The following is a 17,792-nucleotide window of genomic DNA, read 5'->3' on the forward strand; positions in this document are numbered from 1 at the left end:
AGCACATGGAAGGGAATAGAGAGCATGGAACACGGGCATTTTGTGCAGGTTATCGCCGTAACAAGCGGTAAGGGGGGCGTCGGAAAGACAGTTGTAGCTATCAACCTTTCGTTGGCGTTGGCAGAACTTGGCAAGCGGGTTGTGTTACTGGAAGCCGATTTGGGGTTGCCGAATATAGGTGTTCTGCTGGGGCTCTCCCCGCAGTACACGCTTGCCGATCTGATGGAGGGCCGTTGCGAGTTGTCCGATGTGCTGATGCAAGGACCTGGCGGGGTGCTTATTGCCCATGCAGCATCAGGAGCCCAGAGTCCGGCACATTTGTCGCCTGCTCAGTACGCAGGATTGATTCAGGTCTTCAGTGATATAGCGGACACGCTCGATGTGCTGGTTATTGATACCGCTTCCGGTATCGGTGAATCAGTAGTTACTTTCGTCCGGGCGGCCCAGGAGATTTTGCTGGTTGTATGTGATGACCCTGCCTCTATTACTGATGCGTATGCACTCATCAAGCTGCTTAATCGGGAGCACGGAATAAACCGTTTTCGGGTACTGATTAACCTGCAACACAATGCTATTGACGGCCAACGATTGTTCGCTAGGTTGAGGAAAGTTATTGATAGTTTTTTGGATGTAACCTTGCAGTATGTGGGCACAATTCCGTATGACCAGGATATACGCAAGGCCGCGCATCAACACCGCGCGCTCTACCAAAAATTTCCTGCTTCCAAAAGTGCAAAAGAATTCAGGGCTATTGCTAAAAATATGAGCACCTGGCCGATGCCGGGTAGTCCAAGGGGGCATGTTGAGTTCTTCGTAGAGGCGCTGGTTAATAATTCCAGAAGGTGACTCTGCTGTTTTCGGCAGGCGGGAGGAGGGCATGCCTCCTGTTCCTGGTAACAAGGATAATTGTGTTTGTGCATTCTTAATGCATTTGCAATCACCCTTAATATCGGGAGCGCTCTGTATCGTAACTACCCTTCAATTTTACTCACCTGTTTGTGTCCGGTACTTTTCTTCCTCAAGGGAGCAGGCCCTCTACTCTTGATACCTGCTCATGAAGACAGGAGGCAATCCGCTAGGCCAGGGAGCCCCACATTTGCACCAGGCCGAACAGATGTACCAGCCCATACACCAGACAGACCGCCGAGCTGATCGCGATAAAGCGCATGCTGCGCCCGGTGCCGGGCAGCGTGAAAGGGCCTAACAGGCCGCGCAGCAGGTAAATCAGGGTGATTGCGCACAATGCCGGGCGCAGCAGGGGCAGGGGTTCAATCACTCCAGCACCGGACAGTGCGTAGACTGCCCATGCGCCAAGCACCAGGGTAATCCCCATCGTAACCACTGCAGGAAACCAGCGACCGTTCTGGGCCGCACGCACAAAGCGATCGCCCGCCCCAAACAAGTGATACCAGGAAGGCCCGCCAATGATTACTCCGATATGCATCAGGGCAGCCAACAGACTGAGCCCGGCCCCGATCATCAGTGCCATATTGTATTCGTAAGCCATTTCATCGCTCCTTGATGTTCGCCAGTAATGGCGCCAAAGATATCATTTGCGCTGGGCGGTATCACTGGACCCTGCCAACAGGGTTTCGAAAAATCCGGGGGAGCCGGATACACCGCCAAACGCGCAATGCTATTCACTCAAGCGAGCGGTACTGCTGTGGGAGCGAGCCTGCTCGCGAAGGTCGTAAACAATAGTGCGTGTTTACTGGCTAATCGCGACGCCTCGAGATCTTCGCGAGCAGGCTCGCTCCCACAGAGCCCACACGGACCTTACGTGAGCGGCATTGCGCCAAACGCGAGTTTTTCGAGCAATTGGATGAGTTCTTCTAGTCTGATTTTCGGCAGCTTATCTGCACATCAACACTCAGGCTGTTGGCTGAAAAATGGAATTCAAGGCCGGATAAACCCCGGCCAGAAGCGCCTGTCTGCCCGGGATCATCACTAAGTAGCTGTTTTTGAATAAATTTATTTAAAAAGTGCTTCCCCAATCCAAAGAGTGTTGGTATATTTGCGCCCGTTCTTGCAGCGAACCCTTACAGGCTCGCAGCGAATGGCAACATTTGCAGGCTGCAAGCATCAGTAAAAGAGTGCCAGGCACTCATCGCTACAGATACAGGGGCGTCGCCAAGCGGTAAGGCAGCAGGTTTTGATCCTGCCATGCGTTGGTTCAAATCCAGCCGCCCCTGCCATTTTTCAGATCTTGTCCAACACGGACCAGAATCTTCAAGTTCAGCGTCAACGCCGTCCGGCCTGACGCATCATCGCCAGTAACCCACTCCTTTGCTATATCGCCAACAGTCTTTCTGCGTGCCATGCCGGCTTCAGCAGCATGGCCGCATTTTGGCCGGATCAGTCCTGCCCTGTCATCGGGGTTTTGGGATGGGTGGCGGCAAAGTGTTTTTCGTAAGCGCGACATACCCGCAGCACTTGATCATCGGCAAACCGCGCACCGACCACTTGCAAACCCACCGGCAAACCGTTTTGGGCGAGGCCGCAAGGGACTGAAGCCGCCGGTTGCTGGGTCAGGTTGAAGGGGTAGCTGAAGGGCGTCCAGTGCATCCACTCGGTGAGTCCCGAATCAGGCGGCACGTTGTGCCCGGCGGCAAACGCGGTGATGGGCAGCATCGGCGAGACCAGTACATCGTAGCGTTGATGGAATGCCGCCATTTGTGCGACCAAAGCCGCTCGCGCTTCAAGGGCCGCGCTGTATTCGCTTAAGGTGATGCGTTCACCCAGCGCGGCAATACGTTGCAGGCCCGGGTCGAGCAGGTCGCGCTGTGTGCTGTCGAGTTGCCCGGCCAAGCGTGCGGCACCGGCAAACCACAAAGTGTTGAAGGTGTCGAGCGGGTCGCTGAACCCCGGATCAATCTGCTCCACCTGGGCACCCAGTTCCACCAGCCTTGCAACGGCGCGCGCGACCACGCTGGCAACTTGCGGATCGACTTTCACATGGCCGAAATCCGGGCTATAGGCGATACGCATGCCTTTGAGGCTGTCACCCTCAGGCAGCCACGGGGTGCTGCGCGGTGCGCCGATCAGACCGTCGCGAGGGTCCGGTTGGGCCACGGTTTGCAGCATCAGCACCGCATCTTCCACGGTGCGGGTCATCGGCCCCAGATGGGAGAGGATGGTCATCGAGCTGGCAGGCCACTGTGGCACATAGCCGAAGGTCGGTTTGATCCCGAAGGTGCCGGTAAAGGCGCAAGGGATACGGATCGAACCGCCCGCGTCGCTGCCCTGGTGCAACACCCCCAGGTTGAGTGACGCCGCCGCCGCCGCACCGCCCGAAGAACCACCCGCTGTCAGGCGGGTGTCCCACGGGTTGCGGGTGATGCCGTAAAGCGGGTTGTCGGTGACACCTTTCCAGCCAAATTCCGGGGTGGTGGTCTTTCCCAGCAGCACGGCTCCGGCCTGGCGCATAAAGCCTGTAAAGGGTGCGTCCACCTCCCAGGGGCCCAGCGCCGAGGTGGTGCGCGAACCTTTGCGCGTGGGCATGCCACGGGTCAGGGTCAGGTCCTTGATTGATGCTGGCACGCCATCCAGCGCACCGCAGGGCTGCCCTTTCAACCAGCGCTGTTCGGATGCCTTGGCAGCCTGGAGTGCGCCTTCGTGAGCCACGTGGCAGTAAGCGTTGACCGCCGGGTTGTAGCGTTCGATACGCAACAAGGCGTCTTCGGTAACTTCCACCGGCGACAGGCTTTTGTCGCGAAAGCGGTTCAGCAGCTCAACCGCGTTCATTTGCCCGATATCCGTCGTGCTCATCGTGCGACTCCTGATTGTGCCGCATTGACCATGGCGCGCAGCAGGACTGCGCAGCCGTCGGCCAGATCCTGAGGCGCGGCGTTTTCGATTTCGTTATGGCTGATCCCGCCTTCGCAGGGTACGAAGATCATTCCCGCCGGGCCCAGTTCGGCGACAAAGATCGCGTCGTGGCCTGCGCCGCTGACAATCTCCATATGGCTCAGTCCCAGTTGTTGCGCACCCTGGCGTACGGCTTCGATACAGGCGGGGTTGAAGTCCAGCGGCGGAAAATCTGCAGTTGGCGTCAGTTCGAAACTCAGACCGTGCTCGGCGCTGGCGACTTCGATGGCTTCGCGCACTTCATCCATCATGGCCTGCAACCGGTCGGCATGCAGATGACGCAGGTCGATGGTCATGTGCACTTGCCCCGGAATCACGTTACGTGAACCCGGATGCAGGGTCAGGCAACCAACCGTACCGCATGCGTGGGGCTGATGTTGATGGGCAATACGGTTGACAGCGCTGACCACATGCGCAGCGCCCACCAGCGCATCCTTGCGCAAATGCATCGGCGTGGGGCCTGCGTGAGCTTCGACGCCGGTCAGTGTCAGGTCGAACCATTTTTGGCCCAGGCAACCCATTACGATGCCCAGGGTGATGTTGCGATCCTCCAGCACCGGGCCTTGCTCGATATGCGCCTCAAAATAGGCCCCCACCGGATGCCCGAGCACAGCCCGGGTGCCGGCATAGCCTATGCGCTGTAATTCGGCCCCCACTGACAGTCCTTGCTCGTCCTGTTTATTCAGGGTTTCGTCGAGGTCGAACTTGCCGGCGAAGACCCCGGAACCCATCATGCACGGCGGGAATCGTGAGCCTTCTTCGTTGGTCCACACCACTACTTCGATGGGGGCCTCGGTGGTCAGGTTGAGATCATTCAGGGTGCGGATCACTTCTAGTCCGGCCATTACTCCGTAGCAACCGTCGAACTTGCCGCCCGTAGGCTGGGTGTCGATATGGCTGCCGGTCATTACCGGTGCCAGGTGCGGTTGACGCCCGGCGCGGCGGGCAAAAATATTACCGATGGCATCCACCGTGACGTTGCACCCGGCTTCCTCACACCATTGCACAAACAGATCGCGGGCCTGACGGTCGAGGTCGGTCAGGGCCAGGCGGCAGACACCGCCCTTGGCAGTGGCGCCGAGTTGCGCCAGATCCATCAGCGATTGCCACAGGCGATCGCGATTGATCAGGGGCGCATTGCTGTTGAAAAGCTCGGATAACAGGATTGGACTGCTCATGGACACGGATCTCCCTTCAGGCGCTCAGGGCCAGGTAACGGTTCTTGATGGCCGGGTTGGCGCGAAAATCAGCGGCGCTGCCTTCGTACACCACGCGGCCTTGCTCCAGTACGTAATGACGGTCGGCCAGCTTGTCGCAGACCATCAGGTTCTGCTCCACCAGCAGCACCGGCAGGCCGTCGTCCTTGATCTTGCGCAGGATTTTCACCAGCTCGTCGACGATCACCGGGGCCAGGCCTTCGGTAGGCTCATCGAGGATCAGCAGCTTGGGGTCATTGATCAGCGCCCGGGCGATGGCGAGCATTTGCTGTTCACCGCCGGACAACGCATGACCGGCATTTTTGCGCCGCTCCTTGAGGCGCGGGAACATGCTGTAGACATCCTCCAACTGCCAGCGGCTGCTTTTGCGTTGGGCAATGCGCAGGTTTTCCTCGACGCTGAGCAGGCGGAAGATGCCGCGATGCTCAGGCACCAGCGCCAACCCTTCGCGGGCGATTTCGAAAATCTTGCGCCCGACCATGTCCTGGCCGTTGAAGCGGATTTGCCCCTGACGCGGGCAGATAATCCCCAGAATGCTGCGCAATGTAGTGGTCTTGCCCGCACCGTTGCGGCCTAGCAACGTCACCAGCTCTCCAGGGTTGACCTGCAGCGAGACGCCTTCGAGGACGTGGCTTTTGTCGTAGTAGGAATGGATGTTTTCGACGGTCAGCATCAGGCGGCTTCTCCCAGGTAGGCGACACGTACGCGCTCATCGGCACGCACGAACTCGGGTGTGCCCTCGACCAGAATCTGGCCGTGGCTCATGACGGTGATGCGTTGGCTGATGGACATGACGATGCTCATGTTGTGTTCGATTAACAGCACCGTGTGATCGCGCCCCAGATCGCTGATCAGCTGGGTCATGATCGGAATATCGTCAATGCCCATGCCGGAGGTGGGCTCGTCGAGCATCAGCAGCCGGGGTTTGGAGCAGATCGACATGCCCACCTCCAGCACCCGTTGCTGCCCGTGGGACAACTCACCGGCCAGGGTGTCGGCGCGGCGGGTTAGTTGCAGGCGCTCAAGCACCTGATCGGCCATTTCCAAATGCTCGCGACGGCTGTCGACCCGGCGCCAGAAGTTCAACGCTGCCAGGCCATCGCGGCCCTGTGCGGCCAGGCGCAGGTTTTCCCGCACGCTGAGGTTTTGAAACAGGCTGGTCAGCTGGAACGAGCGGGCCATGCCCAGGCCAACGCGGCCGTGGGACGGTTTTTTGATGATGTTCTTGCCATCAAACATGATCGCGCCGCCGGTGGCCTGACGCTCGCCGGTCAGGCAGTGGAACAGGCTGGTTTTGCCTGCGCCATTGGGGCCGATCACGGTATGGATAGTGCCTTGCTCGACCTTCAGGCTGACGCCGTTGACCGCATGAAACGCACCATAGGCCAGCTCCAGGTTTTCGGTTTGCAGCAGATATTCAGGCGCGTTCATGGCAGCTCCTCCTGAGTGGGCAGGCTGGGTTTGCGCTGGCCCTTGATACGCTCGTACAAGCTTGAAAAACCGCCCCACAAGCCGCCGCGCATAAACACCACCACCAGAATCAGGATGACCCCCAGCAGCATCAGCCAGCGTGGCCATAGATCAGACAGGAACTCGCCCAGCAGCACGATGGAGCCCGCACCCAGCAAGGAACCGAACAACGAGCCGGTGCCGCCGACAATGGTCATGATCAGAATGTTTTCCGACATCGCCAGGTCGATATTGGACAGTGGTACAAAATGCAGGAGCATGGCGTACAGCGCCCCGGCAATCCCGGTGACGGCGCCCGAGAGCATAAACACCAGAATTTTGAAGTGCCGGGTGTCGTAGCCGATGGCAGCGGCGCGGGTTTCGTTTTCGCGGATCGCCATCAGCGTACTGCCAAAGGGCGAAGCGATAACGCGGCGGGCGCCGATGAAAATCAGCAGGAACAGCACCGCGACAAAAGCATAAAAGTAACGTGCGTCACTCAGGGACATCAGCACGGTATCGCCAATGCGGATTTCTGGCCGTGGCACGTTGAGCAGGCCGTTGTCGCCACCGGTCCAGTCGCTCAGGGTGTAGGTCAGAAAGTACGCCATCTGGCTGAAGGCCAGGGTCAGCATCACGAAGTAGATACCGGTACGGCGAATCGCCAGAGCGCCCACCAGAAACGCCAGGAAGCCGCCAGCCAGTGCTGCGCCCAACAAGGCACTGAACAGCCCCAGTTGCAGATGGATCATCAGCAATGCCGCGCAGTAGGCTCCGGCACCAAAGAAGATCCCTTGGCCGAACGACAACAGTCCGGTGTAGCCCAGCAGCAGGTTGCAGGCCAGGGCCGCCATGGCGAAGATCAGAATTTCGGTAGCCAGGGTCGCCGATGGCAACACCAATGGCAGGCCGATCAATACCGCAACCACCAACAGCAGCATGGAGCGCGACTGGGTTTTGGCGAAGGGCAGGGGGTTTTTCTCGCTCATGTCAGGCTCTCCCGAACAGGCCGTAAGGACGCAGCAGAATGACCACGGCCATCGCGCCGTAAATCATCAGGCTGGCACCCTGGGGCCAGATAGTTGTCATCAGGCTTTGCACCACGCCCACCAGCAGGCCACCCACCAGCGCGCCGCTGAATGAACCCATGCCGCCGATCACCACCACCACAAACGCCACCCCGAGAATTTCCGGGCCAACAAAGGGCTGGGCCCCGCGCAAAGGTGCGAACAGCACACCCGCAACGCCTGCCAGCCCGGCACCGAGTGCGAAGGTCATGGAAAACAGGCGGAAAATATTGGTGCCCAGCAGCGATACGGTTTCAGTGCTTTCACTGCCTGCACGCACCAGTGCGCCAAAGCGCGTGCGCTCCAGCAACAGCCATAGACCGAAGCCCACCAGCGCAGAGAATACAATCAGGAACAGGCGATAGTAGGGGTACACAAAATCGCCGATCACCAGCACCCCGCGCAGCAATTGCGGGACCGCGACGCTTTTGCCCACCGGGCCCCAGATCATCACGCTGGCTTCCTGGATGATCAGCGCGATCCCCAGGGTTACCAGAATCTGGAACATGTGCGGCAAGTGATAGATCCGCTGGATCAGCAATCGCTCGATCACCCAGGCCAGAGCGGCCACCAGCAATGGAGCAAGCAATAGCGACAGCCAAAAGCTGCCAGTGAGGCTGACCGCGGTGTAGCAGATGTAAGCGCCCAGCAGGAAGAATGCACCGTGGGCGAAATTGACGAAGTTCAGCAGGCCAAAAATGATCGTCAATCCGACCGCAATCAGAAAGTAGATCATCCCCAGGCCCAGGCCATTGAGAATCTGAAACAGGTAAAGTTCGAGCATGCAGATACCCTCTGCAGGCGATCACGGGTGACCGGCTGCCAGTAGCAAAAGCTGAAAAATGACCGGGGGTCAGCCCAGAACGCAGCCGGTGTCTTGTACCGGCGCAAACGACTGACCGGAGCTGACCACCTGGGCCAGGTCGTCCTTGTCACTCATTTGGTCAGCTGGCTTGCCGATCAACAGGTAGTAATCCTTGATCACCTGATGGTCACCGGCGCGGATCGACTCGGGGCCGGTCGGGCCTTCGTAGCTCAAGCCCTGCATGGCTTTGGCCACTGTGGGGCCATCGAAACTGCCGGTGGCAGCGATGGTGTCGAGCATGACTTTGGTGCTGATGTAATCAGCGGCCAGCGGGTAGGTGGGGTTGATCCCGTACTTGGCCTTGGTGATCTTGACCAGCTCGCGATTGAGCGGGGTATCAACTTGATGCCAGTACTGGGCGCCGAGGTACACGCCTTCCAGTATGTCGCTGCCCAGTTCCTGAAACTGATCCAGCCCGGCCGACCACACCAGCAGGACTTTCATCCGCTCCTTGATTCCGAAGTTAACCGCCTGGCGCAGGGTGTTGGACGACTGGCTGCCGAAGTTGAGCAACACCAGCACATCGGGTTTGGCAGCAATGGCATTGGTCAGATAACCCGAGAACTCCTGTTCCTGCAGCGAGTGATAACTGTTGCCGACATGTTCCAGGCCATGCTCCTTGAGCACCTGTTTGGTGCCATCAAGCAGCGCTTCGCCGAACACATACTGTGGGGTGATGGTGTACCAGCGCTTGGCTTCGGGCAGACGTTTGATTAACGGCACCAGAGTTTCGCGCACTGCGCCGTAGGTGGGCACCGACCAGCGAAATGTCGCTTTGTTGCAGTCCTTTCCGGTCACTTCATCGGCGCCCACCGGGGTCATGAAAACGCCACCAGCCTTGTCGACTTCCTTGGCCACCGCCAGCGCCGAAGACGACAGGGTGCAGCCCTGGAAGAAGCGTGCACCGTCCTGGGCAATGGCCTCCTGTACCTTGCGCACCGCCTTGCCTGCATTACCCTCGGTGTCGATCACCTTGTAGTTCAAGGGCCTGCCCAGTAACTGTGGATACTGCTCGACAGCCAAGCGTGAGCCCATGTCGGCGAACTTGCCATAACTGGCAAAGGCACCGGACATGGACTTGAGGCCATAAAAGGTAAAGGGCTCTGCGGCGAAGGCATGGCGCATGCCCAGCGGCAGGCTCAGGGCGCCGGCCGCAGCCAGGCTCGCTTTCAACAAAGTACGACGTTGCATGGGGAAACTCCCTGGTTTGATTAGTTATTGGCAGGAGTAGCAATGGCAAACGGCGGATCAGGGCCTGTGGGCAGGCCTTTTATTGGGACAGCTTTTTAACTAGTGGTTGTGATCGAATTCCAGCAGGAAATGCGGGCTGACCTGGCCTTCAAGGGCGGTCATATGGTGTTCGGCGTCACACATGTGTTCATGCATCAGGCTGCGCACAGAGGCTTCATCCTCGGCCTTTAAGGCAATCAACAGTTGTTTGTGATAATCGAGGTTGGCGGCGTCGAACTGTTTGCGTTTGGGTTTGTAGGCTTTTTTCAGCACCACCAGATCGCGCAGCAGATCGTTGAGAAACTGCGCCATAAAACTCAGCAGCGGATTGGGGCAGGCCCGTGCCAGCAGGTTATGAAACTCCAGCTCAGCCAGGCGTTGCTCGCGTTGACCGGCCTCGCTGTCTTCCGGCGCGCTGCAAAAGTCCACGTTGGCTTGCAAGGCCTGATAATCCTCGGCACTCAGGCGGCCAATCACCGACACCGCCAGTTCGACCTCGATCACCTTGCGTAGTTGATAGACCTGCTCACCGTCCAGATGCTGGAAGTGCAGGTAATTACGCAGGGCGCGGCTGGCCGGTTCGGTCCCGGCCTGGTTCAGGTAGGCACCGCCGCTGGGGCCGGTGCGGGTATTGACCAGCCCTTCAACTTCCAGCGCCTTGAGTGCCTCACGGGCCGAGCCCTTGGAGCACTGAAAGCTCTCCATCAGCTCCCGCTCGGTGGGCAGACGGTCGCCGGGCTTGAGCGCGTCGGTGACAATCGAGCGCTTGACCGACTCGACGATCACATCGGAGAGCTTCTGACGTTTACGGTGCAGCGGGCGACTGAGCATATTTTCTATTTATCGTATTAATGCGGATTAATAGTAATAAATAGCGCTGAGCCCGATCAGTCAATAACTGGCCGGGCGAGGTGTCGCTTTCAGTGGCAAAGGGTCGTAAACCGATAAGAAGTTGCGGCAGTAGACTTGCTGGACCTTGAAGGGTGGTTGCTTGCAACGCAGGTGATGTGATCGCGAGCAACCCGGTGTATCAGCCAATGGCCTGGGATACGAGGGCGAACTGGCGCATGCCGTCGGCGGGTTGCGGGGGTGTGCCCAGGGCCATTTGCGTCACACTGTCTACCGGCTCAAGGCCTGCCAGGGTCAGCCACTCACTCAGACCGCTGCCCGCCGGGACGTCGATGCGTACAAAGCGGTTGGCAATCCGGGCGAGCAGGTTGGCGATCAGGTGTTTGGCCTGTTCGAGGTTTTCAGCAACCACCGGGCCAATACAGTGACCGCGTCCGGCACGCCGCAGCAGGGCAAAAGCCTGCAACTGACCGTCGCGCTCGATGCCGATCGAATGTTCGAGCGTATCCTGCAACTGCGCGAAGATGGCGTGACGATCCAGTCCACTGCCTGCATTGGCCAAGGCAAGTTGCCGGGCCTGATCTGTTGCGCAGAGGGCGCGGCACTGCTCATCTTCGGCCAGGGGCTCGAGTGCCACCGCTTGCGCCAGGCCTTGGCGCTGCTCAATGGTGCCGAACTCGACAAAGCCTTGGCTGAGATAGAGCGGCGCTCCGGCAACCGAGGCGTTGAGGATTGCAACACCTGGCAGGCAAGCGTCGAGCACCTGCTCCATCAATTGGCGGCCAATACCCTGGCCCTGATAATCGGGATTGACCACCACCAGGGCAATGGTTGCATACGCGCCTTGGGGGCAAGCGAATGCCGTGCCGATCAAACGCCCATCCGCGCAAGCCACAAACCCTTTAAACGTCCGATGCAACAGGGCCCAGTCTTCCAGGTTGTGGGGCCAGTTCAACTGTGAAGACAGCGCATGGGCCGCGGGCAAATCCGCCCGGGTCATGGGGCGATAAACACAGGCAGTCTGATGCAGAGCGGACATGGTGAATCTCCTTGTACATGTGCGCACTATCTACCGGTATTGCGCCTGCGTTTTCAACCCCCAGGCATGGTTTCATGCCGGGCCGAGACAATACTCGCCACCTGCCGTGGCTGGCAGTTGAGGTAAGCCGAGGATTGCAGCCAGCGCTTGTCGGGGTACCAGGCGAACATGAACTGGCCGTCCTTGAGTTTATCGACCACTTGACGTGCCACTTGCGGGCGTACCGCCGGGCAGCCAAGGCTACGACCGATGCGGCCCTGGCTCTTGCTCCACAGCGGGTTCACGTAATCGGCGGGGTGGATCACGATCGCACGTTCACGGGCCTGATCGTTGATGCCCGGCTCCAGGCCATCCATGCGCAACGAATAGCCGTGGCTACCTATATAGCTTTCCCGGGTACTGAACAGCCCCAGGCTGGACTGGTTGCTGCCTTCTGCGTTGGAGAAGCTGGTGGCGAAGTTCTCGCCGGATTTTTTCCCGTGGGCCACCAGGTCGCGTAGAACCAACGTCTTGCGGTTCAGGTCAAAGATCCAGAGACGGCGCGCGGTTGAAGGTTGCGAGTAATCGATCACAGCCAGATGCCGTGCTTGTTTGGCACCATTGTTGACCGCGCATTGCATGGCGCTTAGAGCGCTTTTCAGCGCCTGTGGGTTGAGTTCGGGAGCAGCATGGCTGAGTTTGTTGAGTAATACCGGGTTGGCCGCGTATGCAGTGCTACAGGTTGCACTCAATGCAATGGCTGCCAAACAGAAGCGACGTAAAAAGATGAGCATAAGGAGCGTTTTCTCGATGTAGTCAGACCAGCAATCCTGCGCCGATAACTTGGCGGTCCTGTTTTAGATGCTAGCCTGTGGGTTTGCCGTGACTGCTCAACCAGTTGACCTTTCAGGTGACGGCCATTGATTGGAGTAAAGCAGTTGTTCAAAAAACGCGCATTTTACTTGAGCATTGCCTTACTGACTGCGCCACTGGTCGCTGTAGCCGATCCCCTACAATCGGATGCCGCCAACCCGGTGCAACAGGCGCTCAGCCAACTGCCCCAGACTTGTCCGAGCCTGGCCCCGCCAGTCAATGAGTCTACCCAGAGTCTGTTGCGGGCTTTTTATCAGGGTCAAAACGACCAGCCGGTATGGACCGATGCCGGACGCCTGAGCGCCTTGCAAGGGGCATTGGCACAACTGGCGGATGACGGTCTGGACCCCAATCACTACAAATTGCCTGCAACCCGGGATCTGTGTGCCGACATCCAGATCAGCCAGCAGTACCTGCAAGCATTGCAGGATTTGCACTATGGTCGCCTGCCGCAAGCACGATTTGAGCCGGTTTGGCATGCCAGCGAAGTGCCGCAAGATCGCCAGGCGGCGATCCTGGCCCTTGCCGGTCCAGGCCTGCAAGACATTCCCGGGGCCTTCGAACGGGCCCGCCCACAAAGCGAGATGTATCAAAACCTGCGCCGGGTTTATGCCCGCCAGCGTCAGCAGCCGCTGGAGCAATGGCAATCTCTGGCCAGTGGTCCGTTACTGCGTCCAGGGATGCAGGATTCGCGGGTGTCCGAGTTGGCCAAACGGCTGGTCAGCGAAGGTTACCTGAGTCATCAGCCGCCGATTATCGATAACACCTACAACAATGAACTGGTGGCAGCGGTGAAGAGCTTTCAGCTTGATCACTCGTTGCAGCCGGATGGGGTGATCGGGGCGGGGACGCTCAAGGAGCTGAACGTCACGGCAGCAGCGCGGCGTGAACAGTTGCGTATCAATTTGGAGCGCTTTCGCTGGATGGCGCAAGACTTCGAGCCCACCAGCCTGCTGGTCAACGTACCCGCCGCGCAGTTGACCGTTTACCAGGGCGGTGTGCCCGTGTGGCAGACCCGTACCCAGGTTGGACGTGCCGAACGCCAGACCCCGCTGCTTAAATCCCGGGTCAACCGCCTGACCCTCAACCCCACCTGGACCATACCGCCGACCATTTTTCGCGAAGACAAACTGCCGCAGATCCGCCGTGATCCTTCTTTCCTCAGTCGCCAGGATTTGCAGATAGTGGACAGCAACGGCCAGCCGCTGGCGGCTCAGGATGTTGACTGGGACCGCCCGGGCAATATCCTGCTGCGCCAGGGTGCCGGGCCGAGAAACCCGCTGGGACGAATCGCCATCCGCTTCCCCAACCCGTTCTCGGTGTACCTGCACGACACGCCCAGCCAGGCGTTATTCAGCAAGGGCCCACGGGCCTTCAGTTCGGGTTGTGTGCGGGTCGAATCGGTATTCCAGCTGCGTGACTTGCTGGTGACCCCGGCCGAGAAAGCGCGCACCGAAGAGCTGTTGGCCACCGGCTTGACCCACGAATTCAGGCTGTCCAACCCCATGCCGATCCTGATGACTTACTGGACGGCCCAGGCGGACAAGGAGGGCAAGGTGACCTATGCACCGGATATCTATGGTCACGATCCGGTGTTGATCGCGGCGCTGGCGGTTAAAAAATAGTCTTGGGCACATGCAACCCTTGTAGCCGCTGTCGAGCAGCGCGAGGCGGCGCAGCCGTCGAGAAATCAGTTTATGCGGTGCGTCAGGCAATGCTCGGCGCCAGGTTCTACGACGGTTGCGCCGCCGGACGCAGCCTCGTTCCTTTGGCCGCGGCTACAAGGATTTGCGCCATAGTCTCTGGAGAACACTATGTAGCTTGCCTCAACCGTAAATCCGCCCCTAGTATCCAGCTCTCGATCATTGACCGTGAGAGCCCCCCATGAGCCGCTGGCCCGATACTCGTGTTATCGATTTGCTGGGTATCGCCCATCCCATCATCCAGGCACCAATGCTGGGTGCTGGCGCCGAGATCATGATTGGCGTTGCCAGGGCCGGTGGTTTGGGTTCTCTGGCGTGCGCCACGTTGAATCTGGAGTCGATTCGCGCCGAGGTGGCGGCTTTTCGGGCTGGCAGCGAGCAGCCATTCAATCTGAATTTTTTCTGCCATCAGTCCCCTGAGTACGATGAAGCGGCAGTGTTGCAGTGGAAGTCGCTGTTCAAGCCCTATTACACCGAGCTTGGCGTCGACTACGACGCACCGACACCAGTGTCGAGCCGGGCGCCTTTTGACGAGGCTACGTGTGCGCTGGTCGAGGAGCTGCGCCCGGCTGTGGTGAGCTTTCACTTCGGCCTGCCGGCGCCGCAACTGGTGGCTCGGGTCAAGGCCTGTGGGGCGAAAATCCTCAGTTCCGCCACCACGGTGGAGGAGGCGCAGTGGCTTGAACGCCACGGTTGCGATGCGATCATTGCCACAGGCTACGAGGCTGGAGGGCACAGGGCGATGTTCTTGAGCAATGAGCTGACCCGGCAAATCGGCACCTTTGCCCTGGTCCCGCAAATTGTCGATGCGGTATCCGTGCCGGTGATTGCCGCTGGCGGTATTGCCGATGCGCGCGGTATTGCCGCCGCGTTTGCGCTGGGTGCCAGTGCTGTGCAAATCGGCACCGCGTATCTGTTTTGCCCGCAGGCCAAGCTGGCCATACCTCATCACCGCGCATTGCGCCAAGCGGGTTCCAGCGACACGGCGCTGACCAACCTGTTTACCGGCCGACCCGCTCGCGGCATCGTCAATCGAGTGATGCGCGAACTGGGCCCGATCAATCCCCAGGCGCCAGCCTTTCCACTGGCCGGGGGTGTGTTGCTGCCACTCAAGGCCAAGTCAGAGCCCGCAGGCTCTGGGGACTTTATCAATCTGTGGGCAGGCCAGGGTTTTGCCCTGAGTCCCGGTCGCACGGCCGAGCTGTCGTCTTATGAGTTGACCCGCAAATTTGTCGATGACTACGCGGCACGTTCTGCAGGCAAATAGTGGATTTGCGCGGCATGGCTGGAGGTGCGGATCAGCAGCACGATCGCACCCGCCACCGGCAGGCTTACCAGCAGTAACGCATAGCGCAGCGACTCAACGCCGAAGGCTGGTTGCAGGGCATCACTGAACAGACCGGCCAGCAATGGCCCGACCCCGACCCCCAGGAGTGTCGAGATAATGGTCTGCAAGGCCATCGCCGTACCTCGGCGGTTGGCCGGGACCAGTTGCGTGACCAGGTTGTAAGACGGCGCCACCCACCACACCGCAAAAAAACTGTAGAACGCACACCACAGCATTGAGCTGGGGATGGGCACGCTGCCCAATTGCGTCCACACCGTGTTGGGCCACAGCAGGTAGGCGAACAGCGCACTGAGTGCCGCTACATGGCCAATCACCGGGATCCCGACTTGCCAGTGCGGATTGCGCGGGGTCAGGTGGTCGCTTAACCAGCCGCTGAACAACGCGCCGATCCCGGCAAACCCGCCACAGATAAAACCGGCCAGCAGCCCCGCATGTTGTAGCGACAAACCGTGGGAGCGCACCAGGAAGCTGGTGTTCCACATGCCGATAGCATAGGAGCCCAGCGTAGTCAGGCCACCCGCCATGACCAGGCAGCGGTAGGCGGGCAGGGCCCAGAGTTTGCGCGCCTCGCTGCCCATGCTTTGCAGCGGGTGGGCAGCATGGGCGCTGGCCAGATCCCAGCGGCCCCGGGTCGGGTCTTTTACGACAAAGGCCAGCAGCGTGGAAAACAACAATGCGGGCATGCCGATCACGATAAATGCCGTGCGCCAGCCATAGTGCTCGACGACCCACGCGCCGAGGCTGAGGCCGATAACCGCGGAGAAGGTCGGTGCCGCAGTGAAACAACTGATGGCAAACGAGCGCCGATGGGGCGGGTATAAATCGGCAATGATCGACATTGACGCCGAGGTGGTCGGCGACTCGCTGACCGCAACCGCCATACGTGCCAAGGCAAGCATCCAGAAGCTCACCGCCAGACCGCAAACCATGGTTGCGACGGCCCATAACAGGCAGGCCATCGCCAGCAAACGGGTGCGCGACATACGATCGGCCAGGCGCCCAGCAGGCAAGGCGAGCAGGGCGTAGACCCCAGCAAAGGCCAGACCGGAAATCAGCCCCATCGCTGTGTCGCTGACCCCGAATTCTGCTTTGATCGGCTCAATCATCACCGCCAAAATCTGGCGACCGACAAAGTTGTCGGCAAACATGGCCGCCAGCAACAACAGCAAAGCATGGCTGCGCCAGCCGACCTGAGCATTGGGCATGGTTGATTTCCTGTCAGATAAAAACACCAAAGGCGCTGACCCGGTCAGCGCCTTTGGCAAGGAGCAAAGCCTCAGGCCCGCTGACGGGCCAGGGTCATGGCGGTGTCTTCGATCATGTCTTCCTGACCGCCAACCATGCCGCGACGACCCATCTCCACCAGGATTTCGCGGGCCGGTACACCGTATTTTTTCTCGGCGCGTTTGGCGAACAGCAGGAACGAGCCATATACCCCGGCGTAACCCATGGTCAGGGCATCGCGATCGCTGCGGATCGGGAAGTCCATGATCGGCACCACCAGGTCTTCGGCGACATCTTGAATGCCGAACACACTGACTCCGGTTTCAATGCCCATGCGGTCACACACCGCCACCAGAATTTCCATCGGTGTGTTGCCCGCACCGGCGCCCAGCCCGGCAGCAGCGGCGTCAATCCGCGTCGCCCCGGCTTCGATGGCGGCGATGGAGTTGGACACGCCCATCGACAGGTTGTGATGGCCGTGAAAGCCGATTTCGGTGTCCGGGTGCAGCGCTTCACGCAAGGCTGCTACGCGGGCCTTGATGTCGTGGGGCAGCATGTAACCGGCCGAGTCGGTGAGGTAAACGCAGTTGGCGCCGAAGCTCTCCATCAGCTTGCCCTGCGTGACCAGCCCTTCAGGGCTGTTCATATGGGCCATCATCAGAAAGCCCACGGTGTCCATACCCAGCTTGCGTGCATAGGAAATGTGCTGCTCCGAAACATCGGCCTCGGTGCAATGGGTGGCGACTCGGACCGTGTTGACCCCCAGCTCATAAGCCATTTGCAGGTGATCCACGGTGCCGATCCCGGGCAACAGCAGGGCCGAGACCTTGGCCTGCTTCATCATCGGGATTACCGCCGACAGATACTGCTCATCGGTATGCGCCGGGAAGCCGTAGTTCACCGAGCTGCCGCCCAGGCCATCGCCGTGGGTGACTTCAATCAATGGCACACCAGCAGCGTCCAGGCCACAGGCGATGTCTTTCATCTGTTGCAGGCTGATCTGGTGACGCTTGGGGTGCATGCCGTCGCGCAGGCACATGTCATGCACGGTGATTTTTTTGCCGCGAAGATCCATGGTCGGC

16 protein-coding genes and 1 tRNA gene are annotated in these 17,792 nt (G+C 59.6%); 4 read left to right on the forward strand and 13 right to left on the reverse strand.

Annotated features, from left to right (window positions below; translation table 11 throughout):
• Positions 1-24: 24 nt before the first annotated feature.
• Complete coding sequence (locus N7D90_RS10585) at positions 25-846, forward strand: MinD/ParA family protein (RefSeq protein ID WP_261742107.1); 822 nt, start codon at positions 25-27, stop codon at positions 844-846.
• A 229-nt stretch (positions 847-1,075) separates the two neighbouring features.
• Here N7D90_RS10585 and N7D90_RS10590 read toward each other — a convergent pair whose 3' ends face one another.
• Entirely contained in the window at positions 1,076-1,507 is a 432-nt protein-coding gene (locus N7D90_RS10590; RefSeq protein ID WP_261742108.1) for a hypothetical protein, read from the reverse strand.
• A 613-nt stretch (positions 1,508-2,120) separates the two neighbouring features.
• Here N7D90_RS10590 and N7D90_RS10595 point away from each other — a divergent pair.
• Positions 2,121-2,195: transfer RNA gene (locus N7D90_RS10595), tRNA-Gln, on the forward strand.
• A 160-nt stretch (positions 2,196-2,355) separates the two neighbouring features.
• Here the strand turns inward: N7D90_RS10595 and N7D90_RS10600 are convergent.
• From N7D90_RS10600 to N7D90_RS10645, 10 genes are all read right to left on the reverse strand, one after another.
• Positions 2,356-3,768, reverse strand: coding sequence for an amidase (locus N7D90_RS10600; protein ID WP_261742109.1), 1,413 nt, complete (start codon positions 3,766-3,768; stop codon positions 2,356-2,358).
• Positions 3,765-5,045 (reverse strand): Zn-dependent hydrolase, encoded by a 1,281-nt coding sequence (locus tag N7D90_RS10605; protein WP_410012155.1) that lies wholly within the window; start codon positions 5,043-5,045, stop codon positions 3,765-3,767. Before N7D90_RS10605 ends, N7D90_RS10600 begins: the two co-directional genes overlap by 4 nt.
• A gap of 16 nt (positions 5,046-5,061) precedes the next feature.
• Positions 5,062-5,757, reverse strand: a complete 696-nt coding sequence (locus N7D90_RS10610) for an ABC transporter ATP-binding protein (protein ID WP_261742110.1) — start codon at positions 5,755-5,757, stop codon at positions 5,062-5,064.
• On the reverse strand, positions 5,757-6,515 hold the full coding sequence (locus N7D90_RS10615; protein ID WP_261742111.1) for an ABC transporter ATP-binding protein: 759 nt from the start codon (positions 6,513-6,515) through the stop codon (positions 5,757-5,759). Before N7D90_RS10615 ends, N7D90_RS10610 begins: the two co-directional genes overlap by 1 nt.
• Positions 6,512-7,522 carry a branched-chain amino acid ABC transporter permease gene (locus N7D90_RS10620; protein ID WP_261742112.1) on the reverse strand — a complete coding sequence of 337 codons (1,011 nt, stop codon included), beginning with the start codon at positions 7,520-7,522 and terminating at the stop codon, positions 6,512-6,514. The genes N7D90_RS10615 and N7D90_RS10620 overlap by 4 nt, the downstream gene beginning before the upstream one ends.
• 1 nt (position 7,523) lies before the next feature.
• Positions 7,524-8,384 carry a branched-chain amino acid ABC transporter permease gene (locus N7D90_RS10625; protein ID WP_261742113.1) on the reverse strand — a complete coding sequence of 287 codons (861 nt, stop codon included), beginning with the start codon at positions 8,382-8,384 and terminating at the stop codon, positions 7,524-7,526.
• Between the two features lie 69 nt (positions 8,385-8,453).
• Positions 8,454-9,656, reverse strand: a complete 1,203-nt coding sequence (locus tag N7D90_RS10630) for an ABC transporter substrate-binding protein (protein WP_261742114.1) — start codon at positions 9,654-9,656, stop codon at positions 8,454-8,456.
• Between the two features lie 99 nt (positions 9,657-9,755).
• Positions 9,756-10,526, reverse strand: a complete 771-nt coding sequence (locus N7D90_RS10635) for a FadR/GntR family transcriptional regulator (protein WP_261742115.1) — start codon at positions 10,524-10,526, stop codon at positions 9,756-9,758.
• A gap of 199 nt (positions 10,527-10,725) precedes the next feature.
• Positions 10,726-11,583 (reverse strand): GNAT family N-acetyltransferase, encoded by an 858-nt coding sequence (locus tag N7D90_RS10640; RefSeq protein ID WP_261742116.1) that lies wholly within the window; start codon positions 11,581-11,583, stop codon positions 10,726-10,728.
• A 53-nt stretch (positions 11,584-11,636) separates the two neighbouring features.
• Positions 11,637-12,356 carry a murein L,D-transpeptidase catalytic domain family protein gene (locus N7D90_RS10645; RefSeq protein WP_261742117.1) on the reverse strand — a complete coding sequence of 240 codons (720 nt, stop codon included), beginning with the start codon at positions 12,354-12,356 and terminating at the stop codon, positions 11,637-11,639.
• A 144-nt stretch (positions 12,357-12,500) separates the two neighbouring features.
• On the opposite strand from N7D90_RS10645, the gene N7D90_RS10650 reads away from it, so the two are divergent.
• Both N7D90_RS10650 and N7D90_RS10655 read left to right on the forward strand, forming a co-directional pair.
• Positions 12,501-14,060, forward strand: coding sequence for a murein L,D-transpeptidase (locus tag N7D90_RS10650; RefSeq protein ID WP_261742421.1), 1,560 nt, complete (start codon positions 12,501-12,503; stop codon positions 14,058-14,060).
• A 259-nt stretch (positions 14,061-14,319) separates the two neighbouring features.
• The gene (locus N7D90_RS10655; RefSeq protein WP_261742118.1) at positions 14,320-15,405 is read left to right on the forward strand and encodes an NAD(P)H-dependent flavin oxidoreductase; all 1,086 of its coding nucleotides are present in this window, start codon (positions 14,320-14,322) and stop codon (positions 15,403-15,405) included.
• Here N7D90_RS10655 and N7D90_RS10660 read toward each other — a convergent pair.
• Both N7D90_RS10660 and dmpG read right to left on the reverse strand, forming a co-directional pair.
• Complete coding sequence (locus N7D90_RS10660; protein ID WP_261742119.1) at positions 15,378-16,691, reverse strand: spinster family MFS transporter; 1,314 nt, start codon at positions 16,689-16,691, stop codon at positions 15,378-15,380. The two genes, N7D90_RS10655 and N7D90_RS10660, sit on opposite strands and share 28 nt — an antisense overlap.
• A 71-nt stretch (positions 16,692-16,762) precedes the next feature.
• Entirely contained in the window at positions 16,763-17,785 is a 1,023-nt protein-coding gene (gene dmpG / locus N7D90_RS10665; RefSeq protein ID WP_261742120.1) for a 4-hydroxy-2-oxovalerate aldolase, read from the reverse strand.
• Between the last annotated feature and the right edge of the window lie 7 nt (positions 17,786-17,792).

Source organism: Pseudomonas fragi (assembly GCF_025426255.1).
GTDB lineage: Bacteria > Pseudomonadota > Gammaproteobacteria > Pseudomonadales > Pseudomonadaceae > Aquipseudomonas > Aquipseudomonas kulmbachensis.